This is a genomic window from Chthoniobacterales bacterium (genome assembly GCA_035274845.1).
GTDB lineage: Bacteria > Verrucomicrobiota > Verrucomicrobiia > Chthoniobacterales > UBA10450 > AV80.
The window spans coordinates 65,542-83,618 of record DATENU010000002.1; the positions used below are offsets into that span (position 1 = coordinate 65,542).

An 18,077-nucleotide genomic window follows, 5' to 3' on the forward strand; every position below is an offset into this window, starting at 1 on the left:
CTCCACGGAAGCAAAATGAACGCGTTCGTTGTTCGAAGAGTTGTCTGCTTCTGTCTCTGGCCGGTTCTGGTTTTCGCCGGGAAGCAAACCGATCAGGCGATCGTTGAAATCAAGTCTCTCGTCCCAGAAAACAAAATCACCGAGTTTTCCACGAAACTTGCGCTCGGATCTAAGGTTCCCCTGACGCGGACGGTCTGTTTCTTCGACACCGAATCGTTATCGTTGTTCCGCCACAGCCCGAGGGTGATCCTCCGATCCCGCTACGATGCCTCAGGAGGGAGCGATACCACCGTCAAGATTCGTGACGGAAAAGCGCAGGGAAACAACGCCGACTGCGAATTCGATGCGGTGCTGGGAAAGAAGCGCACCCTATCCTGCTCTGTCACCGACAAAGGACAAAAGAGGGGGGAAATCAAGAAGGCGAATGAGGGAAAGGACGTGAAGAAAGTTTTCTCGAAGCAACAGGAAGCAACGTTGGAGAACGCCTTCGGAAAAGTGAAGTGGCGAGAACTCAGGCCATTCGGACCAGTGAAGGAGATAAAGGTTTGGAAAGAGCTCAAGCTGCCGGGGGGGCCCAGTCTCACGGTGGAGCGCTGGAAACTTCCGGGTGGTCCCAGCAAACCAGCCCGGGTGTTTTTTGAGGTCTCAGCCAAGGTTCCTTTGGCCGACGAAGCCCGCACCTCAAAGTGGATCGCCAGCCTGGTCGGCGTTTCCGAGCATGGAAATGATCAGGAGTCCGAAACCAAGACTCAAATCGTCTTGGAGCATTTCAGTCAACCACGACGGACTAATTGACGATGCGCGATCATTGCAGTGCTCGTGGAGCGCGCTGTTCAAAGGGTTGGACCAGTGGACACATTACTCTTCGCGAGTTGTAAATAGTTCAAAGAAAGGTCTTGCCTCACCGATTCGGCGTCTCCGCGTCGCGCAATCGGATCTCGGGAGCGTTACAAACCGGTCGGGGGATCCCGCAATTCGCCTCCCCAGTAATCCAGCAATCAGCGCGGGGTCGAAATAGAAAGCCCGCCGGGGAGAAGCCGACGGGCTTTCGCCGCTGTTGCTATTATTAACTTAACCTAACGCGTTGCCTGTTCTACGGAATGGGGACGAAGCCGACCTGGGTGACGATCTTTTGGCCGGCGCCGCTAATGGTGAAATCGACGAACTGTTTGGCCAGCCCGCTCGGTTCGCCGTTCGTGTAATAGAAGGTCGGCCGCGCGTAGGGATAGGTCTTGGCGTGCACGGTCTGCACCGAAGGGAGGACGCCGTCGATCGAGACGACTTTGATCCCGCCGGCCTTGGTGTAGGCAAGGCCAACGTAGCCGATGCCGTTCGCATTCTTTCCGACTTCCGCGGCAATCTGCTCGTTCCCGGCCATTTTCTGCGAGCCGCCCGCGTAGTCGCGCTTCTTCATCGCCAGCTCCTTAAAATCGGAGTAGGTGCCGGAGGAAGTGTTGCGGGTGTAGATGGAAATTTTCCCGCCCGCTCCGCCCGCCGCGCTCCAATCGGCGATTTCGCCGGTGAAGATTTGTTCGACCTGTTTCTTGGTCAGGCTCTTGATCGGGTTCGCGGAGTTCACGATCACCGCGATGCCGTCGTAGGCGACAATAGTCGGCTTCATGTGCACCCCCTTGGCGGAAGCCGAGCCGACTTCTGACGATTTGGCGCGCCGGCTCGACATGCCGATCTGAGCGGTGCCGTCGATGATCGCCGCGATGCCGGTGGTGGACCCTTCGGCCGCGATGTCGAAGGTGGTGCCGGGATGCGACGCCTTGAACTGCTCGGCAAGCTGCGGCACGAGTTTCGCGCCGAGCGTATCGGAGCCTTTGATGACCAGTTTTTCGGCGCGCGCTTCGGTGGTGACCAGAGCGAGGCCAAGAGCAAGGAGAAGAGAAGTTGTTTTCATATTTTTGTTTGGTTTGAAACTTGGGACGGGCGAGGCCCCGTCCCTCCGGGGGTTAGAACTTCACGTTCAGATCAGCCTGGAATATTTGGTACTTCCGGAGCGGATTCACCGCGATGTCGCCCACGCCTCCGGTCCCGAGCAGCTTGTTTGCCTGGTCGCCGTAGCCGTAGCTGAGGTTGAAGACAATCGCGTCGCTCAGGGCATATCCGGCCTGGACAGCGACGCCCTCCATGTTTACGCGGCTATCGAAGAAGTCGGAATCAACCAGGTTGGGATCGAGCGCGAATTGCTCGGTGTGCTGCCACCAGGCCTTGAATTCCCAGTCGTGCTTCGCCTTGATCTTGCCGATGCCGAGACCGATCTGATACGCGTAGCGTTCATCGCCCATATCCGGATGGCCCGCCGCGGTGGCGCGGTCGTCCGCATCAAAGTTGACGGCGAAATCGCCAAAGATGCGGAACGGAATTTCGTGCATCGTCCAGCCAAACTCCGTCGGCATGTCGAAGATGAGGAGGCTATCGATGCCGGTCTGATTGCGCGCTGTTCGAACGGGCGGCGTCCCGGCGAGGCGGTCGGGATCGCCTGAGTAGAAGCTGTTAAACGTGTCGCCGGTGCCGGAGTAGTTGTAGAGGGTGGGCGCGAGCTGAAAATAGGTGGTCTTGGTGAAGTTAAACTTCGCGCCAAGCTGCCAGCCAAACATCCAGGCGTCGCTATTCGGAACCAGCCTGCCGCCTGAGACCGACCGCGGTCCGAGAGGATTCTCGGGATTCTCGTCGTCGTAAACAAACTGCCCGAAGTTGGCGAAGAGATCGATCGTCATCGTGTGGGGCTCGCTCGTCGTGGCGGCCACGCTTTTGCCGTCCTTGGCGTAGGTTTCAGCGGCGGCCGTGGTGCCGCCTCCCCAGGAGAGATTGAAGGTGTGCTTCCACTGCTCAGCGAGGCCTTCGGGGTTGATGTCGCCGTCCCACACCATCAGGGTGTTCACGAAGGGATTCGGCATCTTGCCGGCGGTTAACCTGATGTCGCGAAAGCCGCTGTAGCCGAGGTAAGCCTGGCCAACTCCGATCGCATCGCTGGCTTTGCCGAATGGACCGGCGTCGTCGTCGAAGGTGACGTTGGTGGACCTGGGGTTGGTGCTCGTCTCGAGTCGAAGACCAAAGAACCAGTCATCCACCAGGGTGCCGCGCAAGCCGAGGCGGAGGCGATAACGTTCGCGGCTGCGTTTTAAGGTGTCGTGTTCCCGATCCAGCGTGCTGGGCGGGCCGGTTTCACCCTGGCGCGTTTCGTAGCGGACGCGCATGTCGCCGTAAAGCTCGATCTCGGTGATCGGCGCCGAGATTTTCCATTTCCCCGCGGAAGTGGCGGACGCTTCGCGCGTCAATTCGCCGCGCACTTCTTCGGCTTCCTGGTCGGTGATGATCCGCTTCTTGACGAGCAGGTCGAGCAGTGCTCCGGCGTCCTGCGCCTGGGCCGTGAAGCCGCCCAGGACGAGGCCCGTGGCCAGCGTAATTAACACGAAATTCTTCAGTGACATTTGTTCTCCTTGCTTCTGCGTTTGGGTTAAGGCCGGAGAGCGCGAGCCCTCTGGCGGTTGTGTCAACGGGCCGAAGCTAAAGAGCGATTGTTACGGTCAGATGGCGGCTCTGTGACAGTTCGGTGAATTCGCTTGTCTTTCGGCTCGCTCTTTTCATATCCGTGGACATGTCCCGAAACCTCCGACCAACTCTGTTATCCCCGCGGGTTCAGCGCCCGCTGATGAAACCAGCCCTTCTGCGGTTGGCGTGCGCCCTTAGTTTCGCTGCGTTCTCGCTGCCTGGCTTCGCCGCCGAGGCGAAAACCGATTCAGAACGGCTCGAAAAACTCGAGCGCGCGGTCGAGCTCCTCCAAAAACGAAACGCCGAACTCGAACAGGAGGTAAGAAGCCTCAAAAAAGAGAAGCCGGCGCCAGCCTCACTCAGCGAGACCAAAAAATCGCGGTTTGTTCCCGAGTCGAAGGATTCCAAATCCTACGTCGAGACGACGGCGAAAGAGAAAAAGCCGGTGTATGTGGTTCCCGGCGCCTCGGAGATCAAGCTCGTGCTCGGGGGGCTGCTCCAGACCCAATTCGAAGGCGGCGATGTTTCCGCTTTCGAAGGACGCTTCGGCTCGGGCGCGATCGACGACCGTTTCCGGCTGCGCCGGATGCGGATCAATCTCACCGGCGAATTCTCCGAGCAGTTCGATTTCAAGCTCGAAGGGGAATTCGAGCAGAGCGATGTAGGTCTGACGGTCCGTGACGCAGCCGGACACACGCTCGCTTCGAATTCCACCCGGACCGCCTTCGGCGGCCTGGACCTCTGGGCGAACTGGCACCGCTACCCTGAATTCCAAATCAAGCTGGGCCAATACAAAGCCCCGTTTGGCTTCGAGCAACTCTCGCCGGATCCGAAGCTAATCACGGCTGAGCGCAGCCAGGTCACGAGCGCTTTGACGCCCGAGCGGCAGATCGGTCTCCAGATTTGGGGCAAGCCGTTCGCGAACGCCCTTCCCGAACAGAAAGATCTTCTCACTTATTATGCCGGGATCTTCAACGGCGACGGCCGCAATATCACGGTGAACGACAACGACGAATTCATGTATGCCGGCCGGCTCGAATTCCAGCCGTGGATAGGAAAGTTGGCCGGGCAGGAGACCTGGGTGAAATTTGGCGCCAACGCCCTCCATAGCCGCGATGCCAGCGGCACCGTCCTTTCCCCGGCGGGCAACCTGCGCGTGAACAGCGATGGCTCCCTCAGCTCATTCACCGCTCCGACCGCGGCCGAACGAGAAGGCTATGGTTTCGACGGTGCCTTTCATTGGGGCCCATTCGACCTGATCGGCGAATATTTGAGCGAGAGTTACGAAGGTCGGACCGTGAACGGGATCGCGCCCACTTTCAAAGACTTCCGCGCCGAGGGTTACTACGTCCAGGGGAGCTATTATATCATTCCCAAGAAGCTCCAGGTCGCGACGAAATATGAGCACTTCAATCCAGGTCAAGTCATCAGTGATAACCTGGATTCGATAACCGGAGGACTGAATTACTATATCCACGGCGACGACATCAAGTTGATGGCCAATTACATCCATACCTGGTCGAATTTCCGGGAGAGTCGTCCGATCCTGGGCGATGACCAATTCGATGAGTTCCTTCTTCGCTTGCAGATCGTCTATTAACAATCGTCGAACTCCAAAGCCATGAACGCTGCGCCTCCCTTGCCACCCAGCCGCCCGCTCTGGCAGATGCTGCTCGGTTTGCTCGTCGCGAATGCGGCCGGCGGGGTGCTTCTCTTTGCGGTCGTGTGGTTCGTTGGAGCGTACCGGAGCAGTGACGTTTCCGCGCTCGTAGCGTGGCCGAGCTTCTTTCTGATTCCATTCCTGGTCGGCCTTATCGCCGCGTGGTTTTGGCGCCACCTCAATCGGACCATTGCCTGGAGTTGTCTCGACGCCCTCTGGGCTTCGTTGGTCGGTCTGGCCGCTGCCGCGATCATCCTGCGCGAAGGGGTCGTTTGCCTCGTGATCGTCTCGCCCGCCCTCTACGTCTTCATCCTTTGCGGAATCCTGGTGGGACGGGTCTGGTTCCGGCCTGATTACTCGAAGTTATCGCTCACCATTTTCCCGCTCGTCGCGGTGCTCACGCTCGCGGAAACCGCTTATCACTCGGAACGGCAGGATGTCGTGACCGACCGGATCGTCATTAAGGCGCCGCCGGCTAAAGTTTGGCCGCATGTCCTGGCCTTCCCCGAGATCCCGGATTCGCCCGACTATTGGATTTTCCGGTTGGGGCTTCCGTATCCGACTACCACCACCAACGGCGGCAACTTCGTGGGGGCCGATCGCCAGTGCATCTTCAGCAACGGCATCGTGATCAAGGAACGCGTCGCCGAATTGGTCCCTAACGAAAAACTCACCTTCGACGTGGCTGAGCAACCGACCGATCCTGAAGCCTACGGCCATATCACGTTGCATCGCGGGCAATTCGTCCTCCAGGACAACCACGACGGCACCACCACGTTGATCGGCTCGAGTTGGTATACCCTCCACGTTCGCCCCCGCTGGTATTTCGATCTCTGGACGCGCGACATGACTCGCGCCGTTCATCTGCGGGTAATGAACCACATCAAGCGGCTCTCCGAAAAGCCGGAGTCAACGCGATCGTCCAGCCAACAATTCTCAGGCGAGCGCGCCGGCGGCGGGAGTGCTGGTGGCGAAGCGCACTAATGGGCCACTTTTCTCTTGTCCAAAAATCAGCCGGTGCGCGTTCTCGCCGGTAATCAACGTTTCGGCGCGCGGTCCCAGGCCAAGCAATTTAATTTTGTGCAGTTCGAGACCCGGATGCAGCCACGGGCCGTCGGAGCCGAACAAGATTTTGTGCGGACCGGCCCGCCGCACCGCTTCGACGAGATAATCAAAACGGCGGACGCCGGACGTATCGCCGTAGACATTGGGATAACGCGCTATCTGTTCGACAACCCGCTCGTGCGCGCGCCAATCATCGGCGAAACTGCCGAGGTGCGGGATGATGAACTTCACCTCGGGGTATTGCGGCGCAAACATGTCAATGACATGCGCCTTGCCCCCGACATCGACGAGCATGGGGATGCGAAATGCACGAGCCGCCTCGCAGACTTCGCGCGTGGGCATCGCTTCGTGCCCATGAACTTTCAACCCAAATAATCCGAATCGATTCACCGCCTCCCGCACCATCTCTCGCACTCGACCGGCATCGGTCTTCGCATTCACCATTGCAAAGCCAATCAACCGCGGATGCCATCGCGCCACCACGCGAGCCAGTTCGCGATTGGCCGTAGCGTAGTCGGTATGGAACGCAGGGAATACAACCGTGCGCGCAATCCCAGCCCGGTGCGCCCGGCGGAGATAGGACTCTAACGGTGCATCGGTGTTCCAAGGCGCGGTCAACAAGTCGCCCCGCCCGGCATGGCAATGGCAATCAATAATCATGCGTTCCTTCCTGTTTGATCCCGTTGCCAGAGTGCGCTGGCGAGATTCGAGGCAGCCGGCCTAACTCTTCGAGAAAGGCGATGCTGGTAAGAATCCCGCGTTGAAAGTTTTTCAAACTGAATCTCTCGTTCGGCCCGTGCAGGCTGTCGCCCGGCGAAGCGAAGCCCATCAGCACCGTCGGGATGCCCAGCAAACGCTGGAACTCGCTCACCACCGGAATACTGCCACCCGAGCGGACCCAAACCGGTATCTTGCCGAAGACGCGCCTATAGGCGGCCGCGGCCGCCCGCATCGCCAGGTGCTTCCGATCGATCAACGCCGGACGCGATCGAATGTGCCTTCTCAAGGTGGCTCGCACCGTCGGCGGCGTCACGCGAACGACGAAGCGCCGGACCAAGAGTTCAATCTCCGCCGGGTCTTGATCGGGGACGAGGCGAAAACTCAACTTCGCCAGGGCCTGACACGGGATGACGCCTTTCGGCCCAGTTCCCGCGTGCCCGCCGGTAAGGCCGGTGATGGCAAGCGAAGGACGCAGAGTCAGCCGTTCGTAAATGGAATACCCGTGTTCACCCCATGCCGCCGTTGACCCGGCCTCGCGCAGAATGGCTTGGTCGGATGGTCCGGTGCGCGAGAGGTATTCTCGCTCCGCTTTGTTCCACTGGCGCACTCGCTCGTAGAAGCCTGGGATGGCGATCCGTCCATCGCGGTCATGCAGCCGGGCAACGATTTCGCACAGGACCTGAAGCGGATCATGGACCGCGCCGCCAAAGTTGCCGGAGTGCAGGTCGTGGTGCGGGCCGTGCAATTCCAGTTCGAGCGCGAGCTGGCCGCGGAGTGAATAGGTCAGCGCGGGCTGGTCCGGCCCGAGCATCCGGGTGTCGGACATCAGGGCGGCGTCGGCCCGCAGCGCGCGCCGATTGCGTTTCAAAAACGGCAGTAGATTCGGACTGCCGATCTCCTCCTCACCCTCGAAGAGACACTTCACGTTTACCGGCAGGCGGCGCGTGCTCTTGAGCAGGGACTCAATCGCCTTCACATGAGCGAACAACTGCCCCTTGTCATCACTGGCCCCGCGGCCGTGCAAGAAACCGTCGTGAATTTCCGCGCCGAACGCTGGGAATTTCCAGTCGTTCAGCGGCTCCGCCGGCTGCACGTCATAGTGGCCGTATATCAATACCGTTGGTTTTCGCACAGCGCTCAGCCACTCGGCGTACACGATCGGATGCCGCTTGGTAGGCAGCACGCGGACACGTTCAAGGCCGGCCTGACCCAATTGCTTCGCCAGCCACTCGGCGCAGCGCTTTACATCCTGGGCGTGACCAGGATTACCGCTGACGCTTGGGATCCGGACGAACTCCTGCAACTCCGGTCGAAACCGGCTGATATTGCTTCGCACGAACGTCGCGAGAGCCGCCGGGGCTGGGCGCTCGAAAGCTTCGACGTTCATGGTCCGGCTATTCTGGGGGTGCGCGAAGAACGACTAGCTCGCGAGATGCCGGTTCATGAATGCTTGTAACTCTCGCGCGTGGCCTGGGGCACGCGGCGCGCGCAAATGGCGAAGCGCCATGACGAGATAAACGCGGCTCGCGCGGATCGCGGCGGCCGCCTCGCGGCGCAGAGCGCCATGGAGGTAGACGTCGTCCCGCGAATCCGAGGGAGCGTTGTGCTCGTGCGGCGCTCTCGAGAGTGGAGGCCAGCCGAAACGGATGAAGAAAGCGCGAATGTGGCGGATGCGTCCCGTGCCGCCGATGCGCTCCACGTGGGCGCTGGAAAACGAATCCTGTAACAGGTGCAAGGCTTCGCCCAGCCATTCCAGTGCGGTCGAGCGGCTCGACGCACGCAAGGCCCGCGCATGCAGGCCAGCGAACCGGGCTCGAATCAGGCGCAATGCCGCCGGCACGGTGGTTGAGGGGGTGGGTCGCAGCGAGTGGGCCGGTTGCGCCGCCGCCTTCAATGATCCCAGCGCCGCCCGCGGAAAATTCCAATAGCTCCGACCGCCGCGATCCGGCCTGATCACGCCAAATTCCACCGCCGATTTCTCGGCGGCACTTAACGGCAGGCCTCGCATTGCGTGGCGCGTCAGTATTTCGTGCCCTTCCTTGTTTCCGATACCGGGGATCGGCGTGACCTTGGTAAAGAACGGTTCCGCCTCGAGTTGGCGGCTGGCCCGATCGATCTCCAATTCGAGTTCCCGGTCCCGTCCTGTTTGCCGGCTGCGTCCGGGGACATGGCCACGGGCTTGCTGGCGGCGGTGAAACTGGCGCACTTGCGCATCACTCAAGCCTCGCTGGACCGTGGCGCCCTTGGCCGGGAGTCGCGCCATTTGTCCCGCGAGCAAGGCGAGCTGTTGAATGGTCGCAGCGCGGTTGCCCACCAGCGCCTGCTGCCAGCCCGCGGGGTTTTGGGCGAAGAGACCATTGAGGGCGACCAGGAACTGGCCGAGGTAGCTCCCCCGCATCTGCCAGATCAACTGCGCGCGCCGCTGAATCTCTTGTTTGATGTCGGGAGGGAACGCGCGCCAGACGTTCCGAAACTGGCCGGCCATATCGGCCGCGTCCATCCGTTCGGCGGCTTGCTCCATCTCCGCCTCGAAGTTCGCTTCTCCCTCGCGATATTTTTGAAAGACGCCCACCCGCCGGGCCAGGCCGGGCCGGGCCCGGTTAAAGCGCGCGTCTTCCAGCCGGAAATTCCTGGGATCATGCTGGTCGTGCTTTCCCAGTTTGTGGCCAACATCCAGGCCGGGCACGCCGCGCAGATTTCGCGCGCTGCCGCCGGGCCCCCGGCGTCCCTGTTGTTGCGCCCGCTCAACCTGCGCCAGGCGATTCAGTTCCTGGGTGACCCAGCCCAGGACATGGCGGGGTTGGTTCGGATCCGTCAGCAGTTGCCGCAGATACTGCTGCCGGGCGGTTCGATAGGCGCTTCCATGCTCCGCTTCAAGTCCGAAGGCGGCCGCTTCCAGTTCGTGCTCCAACTGGAACTCGGTGCGTGGTGGTTGCATTCGGGCGATGCTTTTCGAGAGCGGGATCTCCGTTTGCGGCGCTATCTCATGATCGTCCCATTGCCGCCATGCGCGCTCGCCGCCCGCGGACAGCCGCCCGCCGCGCCGCCCGAGGAGGCGCCATGTCGCCGAAGGATGACCCGTTGCTTCCGTTAGCGCCCCAGGACATCACGCGATTGGTCTCCATGCGTTTGGCCAGGCCCATGGATTGCGCGCTGGTGAGCCATTCCTCGGCGAACTCGGCGATCTCGAGGAGCAGTGCCTCGAACTGGCCGCGCTGCATTTTCATGATGTGGGGTTGCGCGACCCAGCGCAGGATTTCTCGCCCAGCGACACCCATGCGCTGGCGCGGCGAGGTGACCAGCCGCTCGTTGAAGTAGCGCACCAGGATTTCTTCCACGGTGTCCCAGGCATTATCCGTCCCGAAGAGATTCTTCACGTCTTCGGCGCCAAGGATTTTGAAGGCTTCCTCCAGGAGCTGCATGACCTCCACGCGCATCACGTTGAGATGGCCAAAGGAGGTGAACTTGAGGTTGTTTCTCAAATCCAGCCCCGACCGGCGCACAATCGCGATGCTTCCGAAGCTCGGATCGTAAGCACGTTCGCGCACGACGTCGCTGATTCGCTTGTCGCGCCAGAAGAGCGCCACCTGGTTGACGAAGTGGCCGAACTGATTGTGGAATTCCACGTTGGGTGTGGTGCCCTGCGGCACGGGCGCGTTGCCGTAGCCGAAGGCGCGACGATACGCCATCAAGCGGTCGGCCAGGGTGTAACGCAACACATCGCGGCGATCGAACTGGTAGAGCCGGAACGCCCCCGGGCCGCTCGACAAACGCACTGCCCCGGCGTGAAACAGTTCCTTCAGCTTCCGGATCACACGGAAGACGCCAATCTTTTCGTGCTGATAGATGTAATACAGGTCACCCACAGCCACGAGGCGTTCGGACGTGATTTGCTCATCGTACGGCTCGACGCCTTGCGGGATGCGGGTTTTGCCGAATTCATCCGCGGCTTCGGCGCCGATCCCGGCGAGCTGGGCCAGCCCCTTGTCTGGCGGCAGCTTGGCCTGCATGTCCTGCTTCACCACTGAAGCGAGGATGTCGTCGACCTGTTGTTTCAGCGCATCGGCGAGCGGCGGATTTCCGACCAAGTCGCCCGCGAATCGGTTCGTCATCCCCTCGCGCAACGCGCTGAGGCGATCCAGAAGTTGTTGATAATCGTTTTCGTTTGCCATAGGTCAGTCTCTCCAAGCTTTGTGGTTCCCGAAGACATCTTTTAAGTGGTTCCACCAATTCTCGTGCTCCTGATGAACGGTGAAAGCTGCACTGTCCGCTTGCGTGCCAGTTGTTGCCCTCAGCTCAAATTCCCGAGTGGAGACTTCCGACGGGATGCAGACCTTGAGCACCGCCATATGCGCTGAAAGAAGCGTCGTGAGCTCGACTTTCGGCCCGGCGGGAGCGAACGTGAAGCATGTCTGATCGGTGAAGCACGCCCCTTTCCCAATCACGCGGACACACAGTGTTTGGCCTGCGTGCCCGAAAGGGGGGATCATCTCCTCAATGCCGTAGGCAGGAGGTGTCGGCGCGGGTTGCGTACCATAGGTGTGGGGTGGCTTGCTATACGTCTCTTTCGGCGAATGGATCGTGACGGAACCGGGGGAGAGCGTGGTCTCTCCAGTTTCGTTTATCAGCTGTAGTTTGTAACTGCCGGGAGGCAAAAAGGACAGCCCGGCAATTTGCGCGGTGAAGCTTTTCCCGTCGGGCTTACCGTTCACCTTCGAATGGTTGATCTGATCGTCCAAGGCCGAGGCGGTCAAGGCTCCCACCACGTGACGTTGGATCAGGCGCACCTCGCGAACTCCATCGAGATTCTGACCAATTACCTGGAGACCTTTTTGGGCAACATTCTGGCGATCTTCATAAGCGATCTCGTCCGGCTTGATTTCCGTGACTTTGGGAAGCGGAGGAAGGGAGTCCCCACTCAACACCGGCTCCGAGGTTTTAACCGGTTCCAACCCGGTCAGCGTGATGGCGTAATTGATGTGGTGGACAAGTGCCTTGAGCGCCTCCCCGACACGTGGTGATGTGACTGCATATGGAAGTGTGTCTGTGTTCATAAACGGTTCCTGGGTTGATTACTCGGTGACAACTTGCGACAGCAGCCGGTTGATCTGGTTCAGCGTTTCCCGAACGGCGCCGACACCATCTTTACCGGAGCTTTCGATGAATTGCGGCGCTTCGACGCCTGCGAAATTTTCGATCCAGCTCAACAGCTCGGCCACGGTGATGGATTCACCATTATCGAACTCGAGCAGGGTCACCTGACGTTCCTCCGGTCCGAAGAAGACCGAGTCCATCGCGTCGTAGGCTTCGTGGACGGATTCGACGATGACAGCCAGGGCCTCCGAGATCCAAACCAGTTCTGTGCCGAGATATTTCGCGCCGGTTGCATTACGGAAGAGCGACTTCCGTTGCTTGCCCCAGGTTTGGAAAATCGTGTTCGTGTAATCCACGAGGATGATGAAGTCGGTGTAGGTTCGTTCTTCCTCCACGGTGAGCACACGATCGGAATCCAGGCCGAATCGTTTGCGCAATTCGCCGAGCAAACCGCCCACCTGATCCGCATCCACTATGCCCACGTCTCCCGGCTTCAGGGCGAGCAGCCGCACAAAGTAGTCATCGACGCGTTGGATCCTGGGACCGCCCAAAGTGCCAAGCTCTCCCACCAGCTCTGTCCAGGCGGAACGCACCAAAGCCTGGGTAGCGGCCGTGTTCTCGGAATCCGCATCCGGCCGCAAAGGCTTTAATCCATCAAGCAGAGGCAGGGCGTTATCCAGGGCGACTTTGGCACGGGCATAAATGCTCGCCTGGGCTCCAGTTACTTCCCCCAGGTCCGCTTGCACCGTGAATGGGCGTGCATTCCACGTCCATTCGACATGGCCCTCGACTTCTTTGAGGTTCACCGCCTTGTTCAAGGCGGCAAGGAAGCCCTTGGGATCGTCGGCGCGATAACGCCAGCCGAGCATATCGCGCAAGGCGCCCTGGGCTGTGCGGGTGAGTGAGCCGCCGGAGGATCCCGGCGATTTGCCATTGCGGCCGCCACCACCATAACCGTTGACCTCTTTGGTCAGGATCGGGTAAATGACGGCGTCTTCCACGACGTCTCTAGTTCCATTTGGCATAGTCAGTTCCTTCCGCTCGTATTCGTGTTCGGGTTCATGTTTTCAGTTCAAGTTGATCTTCGCGCAGCGTGATGTGTTGTCCGATGTTGGTCGCCTGGACGGAGACAGAGTTCCGCGTGAGGCGCTCGGCCAGGTCGCTCCAGCATTCCATGATCGCGCTCGCCGCGGCTTTCATCGGCGCGGCGCATCGCTCGATGGCCGTCTTCACGACCTTACTCCAGTCGCGCCACTCGCGTCCGCGCTCACGGCCCATTTCCAAAAGCTGTGCGATCGGATCGTGCGCGGAGAGTTCGTCCGCATACAAGGCGGTGAACCGATTGATTAGCCCGTGAATCTCCCGCAAGGCAATCCGACTCTGGTCCGACGGGCCGTTGAGCTGGCTGCCTAAGATTATCTGCGCGGCGCGGGCATCGGCTTCTTCCACGGTACCAGACAAATCCGTCACCAGGTTTTCTAACTGGTCCACGAGCACGACCGCGCCGGCGGCCGGTTTATCCTCGGTCACGGTAACGTGCAAAGCGGACACCGCCTCCTGCAACCGGGCCAGTTGACCGCGCAACGATTCAAATGTGGTTTCCAGACTCATCCATCATCTCCTCGCCAACTCTCGATAAAACCCATCCCGGATGGCGTCGGCGCCAGCCAGGCGATTGTCTAACGCGTAACGCGCCGCGCCGATGAGAAAACGTTCCGGCACGATGCCGGGATCAGTGCCGGCGGCGAGGCGTTGCGCGCATTCCTCGATCATCCGCTGTTCCTTCTGGCCGAACCGATAAACTTCCGACAGCGTCCGGTTCCCGATTTCCGGGAAGGGCCGATAGCACAACGCATCCACCACCAGCGCGATGGCCTTTGGCGCGGTGAGCAAAATCTCTTTCGGAAACGTCCCCCTCGCGGGCCCGGGATAAAGCGTCATCCACGCCTGCCGATATTTCTCGGCTTCGGTCAGAAAGCCCATCCGCCGGAGCAGCTCCACACTAATCAGCACGCGCAGGTACGGCGTGGGATGAACCCCGTTTCGATCGAAGTAATAAGTGATCTGCGGAGAACGGCCGACTACATCCATTAACGATGCGACGACGCACGGCCCGCCCAGCAAGAGCCCGCACAGATCCGCGAAAGTTTCTCTATTCCATTTCACCCAGACGCGCGCGACTTCGCGGCCGAGACCTGCCCGCAACAGCGCGCGCGCGATGGCCAGCGGCACGGCGCGCGACAAGCCGAGATCGCTTTGGGTGTTGTGGCTCACTTCGTGGAGCACCGCCCCAAGCGTCCATGGATTAACCATGCGGTGATACGGAAGCTGGATGAGCGGAAAAGGATTGTACTGACTGCCAAGCTGCCGCAGTTTGATGCCGCGCTTATACGTCGCCGGACCGAAGCCGGTGCGCATGTAACAAAAGGGTGGGGGCGCAGGCACTGATTTTTCCTTGCCGATGCCGAGGTAGGTCACCTGGTAGCAATCCAGCGCGATGCGGTCGGTGCTCAACAGCCACAAGCCGAATGGCGATTGCCTCTGGCCGAACAACTCGAAATAGAAGTCCCAAATCTTTTCGATGCCTTTGACCCAATCGTGCGCGTGATGCTTGTGCGTGACCAAGGCGGTGAGGCGCCCACGTGTCGGGTTCCGGCGGGCCGCCGCGGAGAACTCAATCATCTGCCGCGCGCGGCGAACCAGGCCGGTTCGCAGGGATCCGAGCAATTTGTTGACCGCCTGGACGTGGCCTTCAGTCGGAGCTTCCGGACCTGTGCCAAATTCTTCGCGAGTGAAGTTGCGCAGCGCCTTGGTGTGTCGCACCAGGTTGAGCCCCTGGGCCCGGATCCAAGGCATCAGAACAGGCTGCGTGGCACTGGTCTGCCGCTTCGGAGCGCCGTTCCGGGCACCCAAGGCGGCTGGCGCGGATGCTGGAGCGGCGGTACTCATTTGGGTCGGGAAGTGATCAGCTCTTTTCTCAGCGCCCGCAGGTCGGGCAGGTCGGAACGGACTGTGACATCGGCATGACCGGCTGCATCGCCGTGACCGGCGGTATTGCCGTGACCGGCGGTATTGCCATCGTCGGAATCGAGTACCCCGCCGCCCCGAAGGGCAGGCAATTGCAGCGGCACCCGCCCATCGCCGGCGCGGTTACTCCCGGATAACCTGGCATTACCCCGGCCGGGAATGCTCCCGGGAAGGCAACGCCTGCGGTGGGCGAGCCGGGATCGTTGGCAGCGCGGACCGGCGCGCCGGCTGGACGGCCCAACACGCGGCGGGTGCGGCGATGGTAGCGCTGGTCCAGTGCCAGAGACCTTTGATAGGTTTGCGCCAGAGCGCGCGGATTGCTGACGGTGCGAGCGGTCTGTTGCGCGAGCGTGCGAAGCGCTTGCTGTGGGGTCACGCGGCGGCCGCTGGCGATCTGCCGGCCGAGCCGTGCTACCGTGGTGCGGGCGATGCGGGGCATAGCGTGGATCAGTGGGCGTGTCGCCCGGTTCCGGAATAGCGTCCGCGTCACATTGGCGATGCCACGAGTGAGTTGAGGGGTCACACGATTCATCATGCGCGGACCGACCTTGCGGAGCAGTTGCCCTCCCACCCGGCCGATCAGTTTGCCGCCAATCTTCTTGGCCGCCATCCCGCCCAGTTTCTTGGCCGCGAGTCCGGCCAACTTCGGCAGGACAAACTTCGCGGCCAGGCCGATGAGCGGAAGGAAATGCTCCGCCGCCTCCTGCTCATTGGCTGCTTCCGCGGCGGCGTGACCTTCGTGTTCCATCTCGGCAACGAACTGGGCCAATTGCCCTGGAGAGGCTTCGAACTCGAATTCGTGAGCGGCTTCGAGCTCTCCGAATTCACTTTCCAGTTCGCCGAACTCGCCCTCACCCTGGACAACGGGCCAGGGCCGAGCCTGTCCCTTCAAGGCCGAACGTGCCGCCGCCAGAGCGATGCGTCGCAGGGCCTGCGAGCGCCCACTGCGGTCGGCCATCGCGGCCAAATTATTGAAAAACGCCTCGTGCTCGGCTTCCTGCTCGTGCTCGAGCTCGAACTCGTTGGCCAGCTCATGAGCGAGACCCAGCTCCTGTTCCAGTTCGCCGGCGAGTTCAGATTCGCCTTCGCTTTCTAGTTCGAATTCAGTTTCCAATTCCAGTTCGGTGGCGGCGGACATATTAGCTCCTCGGTTTGATAAGTTAGGGTAGTCAATGGCAGGGTAAGGCGGTTAGATCGAACGGCCCCGGCGCATCGCACCATTCATGGTGCGCATGGAGCCCGGACGAGCGACCATTCGCGCGACGCGAATGTTGCGGCGAAGCACTGCTCCGCAGTAACGTGGACTGCTGAGAACGCGGCGCGTCTGGCGTGCCATCACCTGGCCCGCGCGACGGCGAGTGATCGGCTGGCCGGCCGCCGCCCCGCGGCGAAGCGTTCGAACAGTCCGGCGCACGATAGTAGGCACGACGCGCACAAATGGCCGCGTGGCCCCGCGCATCCGAAGCACGCGTGTGAGGATGGCGGCGCCACGGACGAGGTTGGGCACGAGCTTGCGCAAAGCACGCCGGTCGCGCGGCGACATCGTGATGGTGACGGCGGCTCCCGCCATCGCCTCAGCTTCGTGTTCGCTCTCGGAAAACGCGGCGTAATGCGCCATCGCTTCCGCCTCGGCTTCATGCTCGGCAAGTTGTTGAGGCACCTCCTGCTCGCCCAGTTCGTGTTCGCCCATCTCAAGCTCGTGAGACTCCATCTCAAAAGAGCCACCCATTTCCTGTTCGCGTAATTGCTGCGCTGCCAGGCTGGCCAACTTCGAGCCAAGCATCGCTCCAGCGGGACCACCAAAGAACCCTCCGACCGCCTTGCCGACGGTCGGCGCCGCAACCTTGGCTATGTTCTTAAGAATCGGTGCGGCCTTCCGAACGATGCTCGAAATGCCGCGAAAGGCTTTTTTGAAAAATTGCTCGCCCTGCTCGTGCTCGAATTCGAATTCTCCGAGTTCACCTTCGCCTTCCCCCTCGCCTTCCCCTTCGCCGAGGAGGCTGCCCAGGCCGGAGACAAGGTTGCCAAGAAACTGCTCCCCTTGTTCGTGCTCGCCGAGTTCGCCTTCGGCCTCAAGTTCGCCGGCCATCTCGCCTTCGCCAGCCAGCTCTCCCTCTCCTTCTAACTCGCTCGCGAATTCTCCTTCGCCTTCCAATTCAGAGGCGAATTCGCCTTCGTGCTCGTGGGATTCCAGTTCACCCTCGAGTTCCAACTCGCCCTCCAGTTCGTTTTCCAACTCACCTTCAGCTTCGAGTTCTCCTTCGAGTTCATGCTCCAGATATCGGTTCATTTGAGTCTCCAGTTATTGTTTTCGGATTGATTTTTTTTTGGCCTGTGCCTCGTGTTGGAGCGGAGATTAGTACCGGCTTCGTTTTGCCACTAGTCACACGTTGGGATGAACCCGATTCAGACGACACCTGGATATGTTTCACCCAAACTGGGGAACCTCTTGAAAGCTTCACTTTGTCAGGTGTCGCATCTTCGTGCGACATGCGCCGCCGGCTGCGAACGGATAGTAATTTGCGCGAAAGGAACCCCACCCCTCCGCAAAGCTAACTAATAAAATAAGCCGGCCCGCTGGGTCGTCCCCCCTTTTTGGTAACGAGATCAGCGAACACGACTCTCCCAAAACCTCAAGAGCCGCAGGCTGGCTTAGAGCTGCCCCGATCTGCCAGTTATGCGCGTAATTCGAATTCCGGGCGATTTGACGAATCGAACAATGAAGAATCGACTTGCTTACTCATGACGCACCCGGCAATAAGAAACACGCATAGCTCGGAAAATCTGGTGATCGAAACTCCCCCTGAAAGAACTGAAGGTGAAGATCTACGGGACGAGGCCAAAAAAATCATTGGGCCCAGCCGCCACCAAAGCACGGCCGGGTCCGCGACCGTTAAAGGTCGCCCCGAGTTTTCGCACGCTCATTCGTAAAATCGTCGCGCAGTCGACTCATTCGAGAAAACCGGGCGAGCTCAGAGCCGAGGGTAGCAATGGAGCCGGTGACGTCCTC

At 60.5% G+C, this 18,077-nt stretch carries 15 protein-coding genes; 3 read left to right on the forward strand and 12 right to left on the reverse strand.

Annotation, left to right across the window (positions count from 1 at the left end; translation table 11 throughout):
• Positions 1-15 precede the first annotated feature (15 nt).
• Positions 16-795 (forward strand): hypothetical protein, encoded by a 780-nt coding sequence (locus VJU77_00600; GenBank protein ID HKP01834.1) that lies wholly within the window; start codon positions 16-18, stop codon positions 793-795.
• Positions 796-1,093: 298 nt separating this feature from the next.
• On the opposite strand, the gene VJU77_00605 is transcribed toward VJU77_00600, so the two are convergent.
• Both VJU77_00605 and VJU77_00610 read right to left on the reverse strand, forming a co-directional pair.
• Positions 1,094-1,906 carry a phosphate ABC transporter substrate-binding protein gene (locus VJU77_00605; protein ID HKP01835.1) on the reverse strand — a complete coding sequence of 271 codons (813 nt, stop codon included), beginning with the start codon at positions 1,904-1,906 and terminating at the stop codon, positions 1,094-1,096.
• A gap of 52 nt (positions 1,907-1,958) precedes the next feature.
• Positions 1,959-3,440 carry a putative porin gene (locus VJU77_00610; GenBank protein ID HKP01836.1) on the reverse strand — a complete coding sequence of 494 codons (1,482 nt, stop codon included), beginning with the start codon at positions 3,438-3,440 and terminating at the stop codon, positions 1,959-1,961.
• Between the two features lie 221 nt (positions 3,441-3,661).
• Between VJU77_00610 and VJU77_00615 the strand changes: the two genes are divergently transcribed.
• Entirely contained in the window at positions 3,662-5,101 is a 1,440-nt protein-coding gene (locus VJU77_00615; GenBank protein HKP01837.1) for a porin, read from the forward strand.
• 21 nt (positions 5,102-5,122) lie between these two features.
• Positions 5,123-6,145, forward strand: coding sequence for a hypothetical protein (locus VJU77_00620; protein HKP01838.1), 1,023 nt, complete (start codon positions 5,123-5,125; stop codon positions 6,143-6,145).
• On the opposite strand, the gene VJU77_00625 is transcribed toward VJU77_00620, so the two are convergent.
• The 10 genes from VJU77_00625 to VJU77_00670 all read right to left on the reverse strand — a co-directional run bounded on the left by VJU77_00625 (position 6,098) and on the right by VJU77_00670 (position 17,357).
• Positions 6,098-6,886, reverse strand: a complete 789-nt coding sequence (locus VJU77_00625; protein HKP01839.1) for an amidohydrolase family protein — start codon at positions 6,884-6,886, stop codon at positions 6,098-6,100. The genes VJU77_00620 and VJU77_00625 overlap by 48 nt on opposite strands.
• Entirely contained in the window at positions 6,876-8,333 is a 1,458-nt protein-coding gene (locus VJU77_00630) for a dipeptidase (GenBank protein ID HKP01840.1), read from the reverse strand. Before VJU77_00630 ends, VJU77_00625 begins: the two co-directional genes overlap by 11 nt.
• A 33-nt stretch (positions 8,334-8,366) precedes the next feature.
• Positions 8,367-9,884: a hypothetical protein gene (locus tag VJU77_00635; GenBank protein HKP01841.1), complete on the reverse strand. Its 1,518-nt coding sequence runs from the start codon at positions 9,882-9,884 to the stop codon at positions 8,367-8,369.
• A 46-nt stretch (positions 9,885-9,930) separates the two neighbouring features.
• Positions 9,931-11,118 (reverse strand): hypothetical protein, encoded by a 1,188-nt coding sequence (locus VJU77_00640; GenBank protein ID HKP01842.1) that lies wholly within the window; start codon positions 11,116-11,118, stop codon positions 9,931-9,933.
• 3 nt (positions 11,119-11,121) lie between these two features.
• Positions 11,122-12,000, reverse strand: a complete 879-nt coding sequence (locus tag VJU77_00645) for a hypothetical protein (protein ID HKP01843.1) — start codon at positions 11,998-12,000, stop codon at positions 11,122-11,124.
• An 18-nt stretch (positions 12,001-12,018) separates the two neighbouring features.
• The gene (locus VJU77_00650; protein HKP01844.1) at positions 12,019-13,065 is read right to left on the reverse strand and encodes a hypothetical protein; all 1,047 of its coding nucleotides are present in this window, start codon (positions 13,063-13,065) and stop codon (positions 12,019-12,021) included.
• 34 nt (positions 13,066-13,099) lie between these two features.
• Positions 13,100-13,603, reverse strand: coding sequence for a hypothetical protein (locus VJU77_00655; GenBank protein HKP01845.1), 504 nt, complete (start codon positions 13,601-13,603; stop codon positions 13,100-13,102).
• Between the two features lie 51 nt (positions 13,604-13,654).
• Positions 13,655-14,896: a hypothetical protein gene (locus VJU77_00660; GenBank protein HKP01846.1), complete on the reverse strand. Its 1,242-nt coding sequence runs from the start codon at positions 14,894-14,896 to the stop codon at positions 13,655-13,657.
• Positions 14,897-15,017: 121 nt separating this feature from the next.
• Positions 15,018-16,205 carry a hypothetical protein gene (locus VJU77_00665; protein HKP01847.1) on the reverse strand — a complete coding sequence of 396 codons (1,188 nt, stop codon included), beginning with the start codon at positions 16,203-16,205 and terminating at the stop codon, positions 15,018-15,020.
• Positions 16,206-16,256: 51 nt separating this feature from the next.
• Positions 16,257-17,357, reverse strand: a complete 1,101-nt coding sequence (locus VJU77_00670) for a hypothetical protein (GenBank protein HKP01848.1) — start codon at positions 17,355-17,357, stop codon at positions 16,257-16,259.
• Positions 17,358-18,077: the final 720 nt, after the last annotated feature.

Excerpts from the sequence above, each read along its gene's own strand:
- VJU77_00620 (HKP01838.1), top strand. The coding sequence starts at position 5,123 with ATGAACGCTGCGCCTCCCTTGCCACCCAGCCGCCCGCTCTGGCAGATG.
- VJU77_00635 (HKP01841.1), bottom strand. The coding sequence starts at position 9,884 with ATGCAACCACCACGCACCGAGTTCCAGTTGGAGCACGAACTGGAAGCG.
- VJU77_00600 (HKP01834.1), top strand. The coding sequence starts at position 16 with ATGAACGCGTTCGTTGTTCGAAGAGTTGTCTGCTTCTGTCTCTGGCCG.
- VJU77_00640 (HKP01842.1), bottom strand. The coding sequence starts at position 11,118 with ATGGCAAACGAAAACGATTATCAACAACTTCTGGATCGCCTCAGCGCG.
- VJU77_00605 (HKP01835.1), bottom strand. The coding sequence starts at position 1,906 with ATGAAAACAACTTCTCTTCTCCTTGCTCTTGGCCTCGCTCTGGTCACC.
- VJU77_00670 (HKP01848.1), bottom strand. The coding sequence starts at position 17,357 with ATGAACCGATATCTGGAGCATGAACTCGAAGGAGAACTCGAAGCTGAA.
- VJU77_00630 (HKP01840.1), bottom strand. The coding sequence starts at position 8,333 with ATGAACGTCGAAGCTTTCGAGCGCCCAGCCCCGGCGGCTCTCGCGACG.
- VJU77_00645 (HKP01843.1), bottom strand. The coding sequence starts at position 12,000 with ATGAACACAGACACACTTCCATATGCAGTCACATCACCACGTGTCGGG.
- VJU77_00665 (HKP01847.1), bottom strand. The coding sequence starts at position 16,205 with ATGTCCGCCGCCACCGAACTGGAATTGGAAACTGAATTCGAACTAGAA.
- VJU77_00625 (HKP01839.1), bottom strand. The coding sequence starts at position 6,886 with ATGATTATTGATTGCCATTGCCATGCCGGGCGGGGCGACTTGTTGACC.
- VJU77_00610 (HKP01836.1), bottom strand. The coding sequence starts at position 3,440 with ATGTCACTGAAGAATTTCGTGTTAATTACGCTGGCCACGGGCCTCGTC.
- VJU77_00615 (HKP01837.1), top strand. The coding sequence starts at position 3,662 with ATGAAACCAGCCCTTCTGCGGTTGGCGTGCGCCCTTAGTTTCGCTGCG.
- VJU77_00650 (HKP01844.1), bottom strand. The coding sequence starts at position 13,065 with ATGCCAAATGGAACTAGAGACGTCGTGGAAGACGCCGTCATTTACCCG.
- VJU77_00660 (HKP01846.1), bottom strand. The coding sequence starts at position 14,896 with ATGCCTTGGATCCGGGCCCAGGGGCTCAACCTGGTGCGACACACCAAG.